Source organism: Hydrogenobacter sp. (assembly GCA_041287335.1).
In the GTDB taxonomy this organism is placed as follows: domain Bacteria; phylum Aquificota; class Aquificia; order Aquificales; family Aquificaceae; genus Hydrogenobacter.
Genome location: JBEULM010000054.1, coordinates 1 through 5,616, shown reverse-complemented (window position 1 = coordinate 5,616; position 5,616 = coordinate 1). Strand labels below are relative to the sequence as shown.

General features: G+C 43.4%; 8 protein-coding genes. 1 reads left to right on the top strand and 7 read right to left on the bottom strand.

What is annotated here, in order from left to right:
* The 3 genes from ABWK04_08165 to ABWK04_08155 all read right to left on the bottom strand — a co-directional run.
* On the bottom strand, positions 1-450 hold a 450-nt coding region (locus tag ABWK04_08165), incomplete at its 3' end, for a cbb3-type cytochrome c oxidase subunit I (GenBank protein MEZ0361847.1).
* Between the two features lie 12 nt (positions 451-462).
* Complete coding sequence (locus ABWK04_08160) at positions 463-993, bottom strand: cytochrome C oxidase subunit II (GenBank protein ID MEZ0361846.1); 531 nt, start codon at positions 991-993, stop codon at positions 463-465.
* Between the two features lies 1 nt (position 994).
* Positions 995-1,168 carry a hypothetical protein gene (locus ABWK04_08155; GenBank protein ID MEZ0361845.1) on the bottom strand — a complete coding sequence of 58 codons (174 nt, stop codon included), beginning with the start codon at positions 1,166-1,168 and terminating at the stop codon, positions 995-997.
* A 164-nt stretch (positions 1,169-1,332) separates the two neighbouring features.
* Between ABWK04_08155 and ABWK04_08150 the strand changes: the two genes are divergently transcribed.
* Positions 1,333-3,276, top strand: a complete 1,944-nt coding sequence (locus ABWK04_08150) for a hydrogenase iron-sulfur subunit (GenBank protein MEZ0361844.1) — start codon at positions 1,333-1,335, stop codon at positions 3,274-3,276.
* Here ABWK04_08150 and ABWK04_08145 read toward each other — a convergent pair.
* From ABWK04_08145 to ABWK04_08130, 4 genes are all read right to left on the bottom strand, one after another.
* The gene (locus ABWK04_08145) at positions 3,237-3,584 is read right to left on the bottom strand and encodes a c-type cytochrome (protein ID MEZ0361843.1); all 348 of its coding nucleotides are present in this window, start codon (positions 3,582-3,584) and stop codon (positions 3,237-3,239) included. The two genes, ABWK04_08150 and ABWK04_08145, sit on opposite strands and share 40 nt — an antisense overlap.
* A gap of 1 nt (position 3,585) precedes the next feature.
* Positions 3,586-4,353 (bottom strand): NosY protein, encoded by a 768-nt coding sequence (locus ABWK04_08140; protein MEZ0361842.1) that lies wholly within the window; start codon positions 4,351-4,353, stop codon positions 3,586-3,588.
* Complete coding sequence (locus ABWK04_08135; GenBank protein MEZ0361841.1) at positions 4,338-5,036, bottom strand: ATP-binding cassette domain-containing protein; 699 nt, start codon at positions 5,034-5,036, stop codon at positions 4,338-4,340. The genes ABWK04_08140 and ABWK04_08135 overlap by 16 nt, the downstream gene beginning before the upstream one ends.
* Positions 5,030-5,616, bottom strand: a 587-nt coding sequence (locus tag ABWK04_08130) for a NosD domain-containing protein (GenBank protein MEZ0361840.1), incomplete at its 5' end; no start/stop codon positions are given. The genes ABWK04_08130 and ABWK04_08135, both read right to left, overlap by 7 nt.

Sequence of the window (5,616 nt, the reverse complement as noted above, 5' to 3'; positions counted from 1 at the left end):
CAAAGCCCCTACCGCAAAAAGGATGACGCCAAGGTAGTATAGAGGGTGTGCCTGAAGTGGTGCGTAGGATGTCATAAGCACATCCGCATTACCGGTCAGTATGGTGGCATTCACAAGCAAAAAGCCAAGAACCATAAGGATTAGGGCAAGCCAGCCAAACTTGGGTGAGGACATGCGCGAGTTCAGGACTACCGTTGAGCCAAAGTATAGACCAGCTATCTCAAAGAAGACAATCCAGAAGATGAGTGCGTTTAGCCCGTGAAGTGTAAGCACCCTGTAATACCACTCCACGGGAAGTAGGTGAACCACCTGCCACCTTGTAAGCACAAGAAGTAGTGCGGCGATAACGCCTACGAGCAGAGAGACCACAGCCATAACAGCGTTTAGCTGTATGAGCCTCTCCGCCCTTGTATCAACCTTTAAACCTGTTATGTCGCATGTTCTAAACATGGCTTCACCTCCTCACTCTTTTACTATGATTTTCCCTATCATCGTATGGTGCCCTACACCACAAAACTCGTTGCAAACTATGGCAAACTCTCCTGCGGATGTGGGTCTGAAGGTCAGCACATAGTCGTAGCCTGGGTATACCATGAAGTTCATGTTTACGGGCTGGAGAGAAAAGCCGTGGAGCAGGTCAAGGGAGGATATGTGAAACCTGTATTCCTGACCCTTTTTCAGCACTAACACAGGCTCCCACCTCCACATCTTAGCAAGCAGAAACACATCGCTGTTGGGTGGAGGCTCCACCACCGGTATGCCGTTCATCTCACCCGTCCTGTATTTCCCAATAAAAGCCTGCGTGAGGGCGTTAAACTCCTGGGGCGTTGTCCTGTAAGTGGTGAAGGAGGGGTTCTGTCTGCCGTAGACATGCCATACCACCATCCAGAAGAAGAGCGTAAGGCATACAACGAGGGCTATGGCTATCCACATCTTCTCATCCCTTGCCACCTTTTTGTAATACCAACCTTCTTCGGGTGGAAGTAGCGCCATGTCACTTACCTCCTAAAAGGCTTTGTTTTAACTCTGCGGGTATGGGTGAGAGCCACGCAAGCTCTATGAGCCCCCATATGAGGTAGGAGACCGCATAGATGGTGACTCCCAAAAAGAGCAAAAGCATAAAATCGTCTAACGCGAGCTTTAAAAAAGGCGTCTTTTTCTCTTCCATAATGGACACCTCCGTAAGGATTTACTTACTTAATATTAATATTAAAAGATAAATAAAGCAAGAATTAAATTTAGTATAATATTATAATAATTTAAAACTTGATAAAAGGTGACACTCACTATACATTAATTAGTAAGTAATCACTTGCAGGAGGTATATGCAGGATGGAAGTATTATCAAAAATAACCCCCTTTTACGCTAATTTTCAAAGGCTATCTTATTCTCTCAGCAGGTTCTTCAGCTCAAGATTAAATCCTTTTTATCACCTTGGTGCGATAGCTATCTTCTTATTAGTAATAGACGCACTTTCGGGTATATACCTATTTTTCTTTTATAGCATAGATCCGCAGACCTCCCATGCCTCCGTAGAAGCAATATCCAAAAATCTTCTCGGAAGCATAATGCGTGGTGTACATCGCTACTCTTCAGACGCCCTAATTCTTACGACCCTTGCCCACATGGTGCATGTGATAATAACGGACAGGTTTCGCATGTTCAGGTGGGTGGCATGGGTCACTGGCGTTGCAACCCTTCTTATATTTTTAGCCATAGGTGTATCGGGCTATATACTGGTCTGGGACGAAAGGGCACAGCTTACAGGTCTTTTAATCGCCAAGTTCTTCTCATTCCTTCCCGTTTTTGGCGATGCCCTTATGAGCGCCTTCCTCGGTAGCGACATAAAGTATCTTGGGGGTCTTTTCAGAATACTTCTCTTTGCTCACATTGCCCTCACCATACTCATAGTCTTTACCCTATGGGTGCATGTGATGAGAAACGCAAGACCGAGGCTCATACCCCCAAGGTTTCTGTATATAACCATAACCCTTCTGATAGTGCTTCTTTCGGCTCTCTTCCCCGCAAAGAGCGACCCACCAGCTCACATAAGCAGGCTACCCTTTGAGATGAGCGTGGACTGGTTTTACCTCTTTGGTTATCCTCTCCTAAAATACATACCCATGTCCGCTAACTGGCTCCTCTTTTTAGGCTTTTTCACCTTTCTCTTCGTCTTCCCCTGGCTCATAAAGGGCAGGAAAAACCCACCAGCCCACATAGACTTTGAAAGATGCACGGGTTGTGAGCAGTGCTACATAGACTGTCCCTACGAAGCCATAGTTATGAAGGAGCATGAAGGAAAGAAGAAGGCGGTTCTAAACGAGGAAAAATGTGCGGGCTGTGGCATATGCGTGGGCTCCTGCAGTACCTTGGTGATAGACATACCCACCTTCCCCGTTGAAGAGGTTATGAATAAAATAAGAGAGGAAAAGCCCAGGTATGTAGCCTTCAGGTGTCCCTTTAGCGCTGTACCACCAGAAAGAAAGGAACTTCTTACCTTTACACTGCCCTGCGCCGGTGCCCTAAACACCCATTATGTAGAGGACATATTAAGCATGGGGGTGGAGGGTGTGGTGGTTGTCTCCTGCGAATATGAGGACTGCTACTTTAGGGAAGGCAACAAGTGGCTCGAGGAGAGGTATGAAAGGAAGAGAAGACCCATACTGAAGAAGAAGGTGATGGGCGGCAGGGTGCTTATACTTGAAGCCCCCTATGTGAAATCCATAGAGAAGGAGGTGGATGAGTTTATCTCCTCTCCAAAGGAGGGTCAGGAGGTAAAACTTATCACCTCTGGAAGGCTAAACTACGCAGTAGCTTCAGGAGTGCTTGCCCTCCCCATATTCCTCTTTTACCCCCTCACCACACATAAGATAGCATTTTACCCAGTGGATAGATCAGCCGTAGTTTTGAGCTTCAAGTATAGGTCTTCTCCAGTTAAAGAGACCTTAGCAGAAGAGAGTAAAGGCTTAAAACATATGCGGAGCCAAGTCGCTATTGTTAAAGAAAGGTCGCCTATAAAGGTGGAGCTTTATGAAGAAGGGAGAGCAGTTTACTCTAAGGTATTCAATCCAAGGGGCATAAGAAGGGATGCCTCCGTATTTGTTTACGAGGAACTTTTCTTTAATCCAGGCAGGCACAGTTTAGTCATGCGTATTGAAGAGACAAAAGGCAAGAAAAATATCAAGGAAATAAGGTTGGAAGCAGAGCTAAAGCCGAGAGAAAGTCTATTGATAACTTACGATGAAGATATGGGAGGCTTTGTTGTTTTGAGGTGAAGTATCCAATCCACCATCCTCTCAGCCTCCTCTTTTTCTACTCTCTGTGGTGGCATACATCTGTACCTTACCCCCCACTTATTACAAGAACCTTCCATAATGCTTTTCACAAGAACTTCCTTATTCTCTTCACCTCCATACCTTTGAGCTATATCCTCAAAAGATGGTCCCACCAACGGTCTTTTTGTATCGTGGCAGTTGGTACATCCCCTTAGCTTAAAAAGTTCTTTGGTATATATCTCTGAGTTTTGTTTTTTCTCCACCTTTTGGCAGGATAGGGCAAGCAAAAACACAAGAAGGAGCCACATCTCAAAAATCCCTCCTTTTAAAGATTCTCTTATTCAAGAAAAAAAGAAAAAGGGTGTAAAAAAGGGATAGAAGAATAGGAAAGAACCACAAATCCTTCAGATACTTCGCCAGCCACTTTCCTACAAAACCCATAAGCTCGTAAAGCCCTACATCCATCAACAAAGTAAGTCTAACAGAATCAACCGGATTCAGTAATGTGAGACTTATGAGGATTTTTTCAACCGGATATTCAGACAATGCTACTGTAATGTAAAGCAAAAGGGCATCGTAAAGTATGCAGAAAAAAATCCAGATAAAAAGGGAAAAGCCCAAACCCTTTATCTTATCCTCTACAAGGAGAGCGGGAAGTACTCCCAGGTTTACAAAAAGGGGAATAAGAAAGGAATTCAAAAGCACACACTTAAAGAAGCTAAAGCTAAATCCAGCTAAATAATAAAAGGGTAGTAATGAACCGAGAAAGTAGCCAAAGTATATAGATAGACTCAAACTGGAAATTATTGACGTAAGAAGAATAGACCTCTTCACAGGTTGGGAAAGGATGAACTCAAAAAAGTTTCTGTTACGGTAAATGTATGTAGTAGAGAGCAGGAGGGAAAAAAGGGAAAGGGAGAGGGAGGAAATACTGCCGTAGCTTACAACAACTTTCTCCACACTCCTCCCAAACTCAAGCAAAAGGTAAACGGCTACGCTATAGAATAGTAAGGTAGCGAGGATCCACCTGCTCTTGAGAAGGTCATAAAGCCCGTACCTTATCAACTTAACAAGCAAAGTACAGCCTCCTCAAGTTTTTCTTTACCAGTTTTGATCTTCAACTCCTCAAGGCTTCCCTGAAAGACAAGTTTACCTTCTGTGAGGAAAACTACATAGTCCGCAACCTCCTCCACTTCCCCCATTATATGGGAAATGTAAAGTATAGTTTTTCCCTTTCTTTTTTCTTCGTGGATTAAACCTTTCAATCTGTAAGCGGAAATGGGATCAAGACCAACCATAGGCTCGTCCAATATGAGTAAGGGAGTATCAAAGGCAAAAGCTAAAAGGGCGCCAACCTTCTGCCTGGTTCCTCCCGAAAGACTTGAGAATCTTTTTTCCAGCTCTTTATCGAGGTTAAGAAGTTCAAGAAGCTCTTTAAGTCTCACAGCTTTCTGACTCCTTATGTCCTCAACCATAGAGATGATTTCCTTTACAGTGAGATTTTCTGGAAACTCAGGAATCTGAGGCATGTAGCCTATAAGCCGTTTTTGACCCGCTTCCCTGTGAATATCTTTATGGTCTATGAACACACTTCCCCTATTGGGTATAACAAGACCTAAGAGGATCTTCACCAATGTGGTCTTCCCCGAGCCGTTAGGACCAAGTATGGCCGTAGTTCTTCCCTCTTTGAATTCAAGGCTTAAGTCTTCAAAGAGTTTCCTCCTTCCAAAAACTTTGTATACACCCTCAAACCTTACCACGGTCTCCTCACGAGGGGTTTTCTATCCAAAAGTGACTGTGGATTGAGCATAGGTATAAATCTTTCCATTGTGTCCATTATGTGGGCAAAGAGACTTTCATAAAAGAGTAAGGAAAGGGGATAACGTTCAAAAATTATAGCCATGAAGGATATGGGTCTATAAGGTATGTCTCCGTAGCCATCCCTGTCAAGATCGTAACCTTCATATTTGTCATAATAATTCCCTTCAAAGGTGTTTCTGAAGTATGAAAAGGTATTTGTAGAAACATCAAAGGCATTGTTTGAAAAGATGTTTTCCGCAAAAAAATTGTTTTCGCTATCTGCGTATATCCTTACAGCCCAACCGTTGCCTTCAAAGAGATTCTCTTTAAACTCCGTTCTGTTGCATCCCTCAAGATAAACGCCATGTGTATTGTTTATAAATCTGTTTTTATGAAGCTTGCTATCCGTTATATCCTTTAGTAAAAGCCCATAGTTTGCAGGTCCCTCATTCTTTTCAAAGGTGTTTTCTTCCATTGTTATGTTTTTTGAATACATGACCGCAACGCCTGCACCGTTCTTGTAAAAGTAGTTTTTTCTGT

Bases quoted from the DNA above. Each gene is read 5' to 3' on its own strand.
- ABWK04_08160 (MEZ0361846.1), bottom strand. From the start codon at position 993: ATGGCGCTACTTCCACCCGAAGAAGGTTGGTATTACAAAAAGGTGGCA.
- ABWK04_08150 (MEZ0361844.1), top strand. From the start codon at position 1,333: ATGGAAGTATTATCAAAAATAACCCCCTTTTACGCTAATTTTCAAAGG.
- ABWK04_08145 (MEZ0361843.1), bottom strand. From the start codon at position 3,584: ATGTGGCTCCTTCTTGTGTTTTTGCTTGCCCTATCCTGCCAAAAGGTG.
- ABWK04_08155 (MEZ0361845.1), bottom strand. From the start codon at position 1,168: ATGGAAGAGAAAAAGACGCCTTTTTTAAAGCTCGCGTTAGACGATTTT.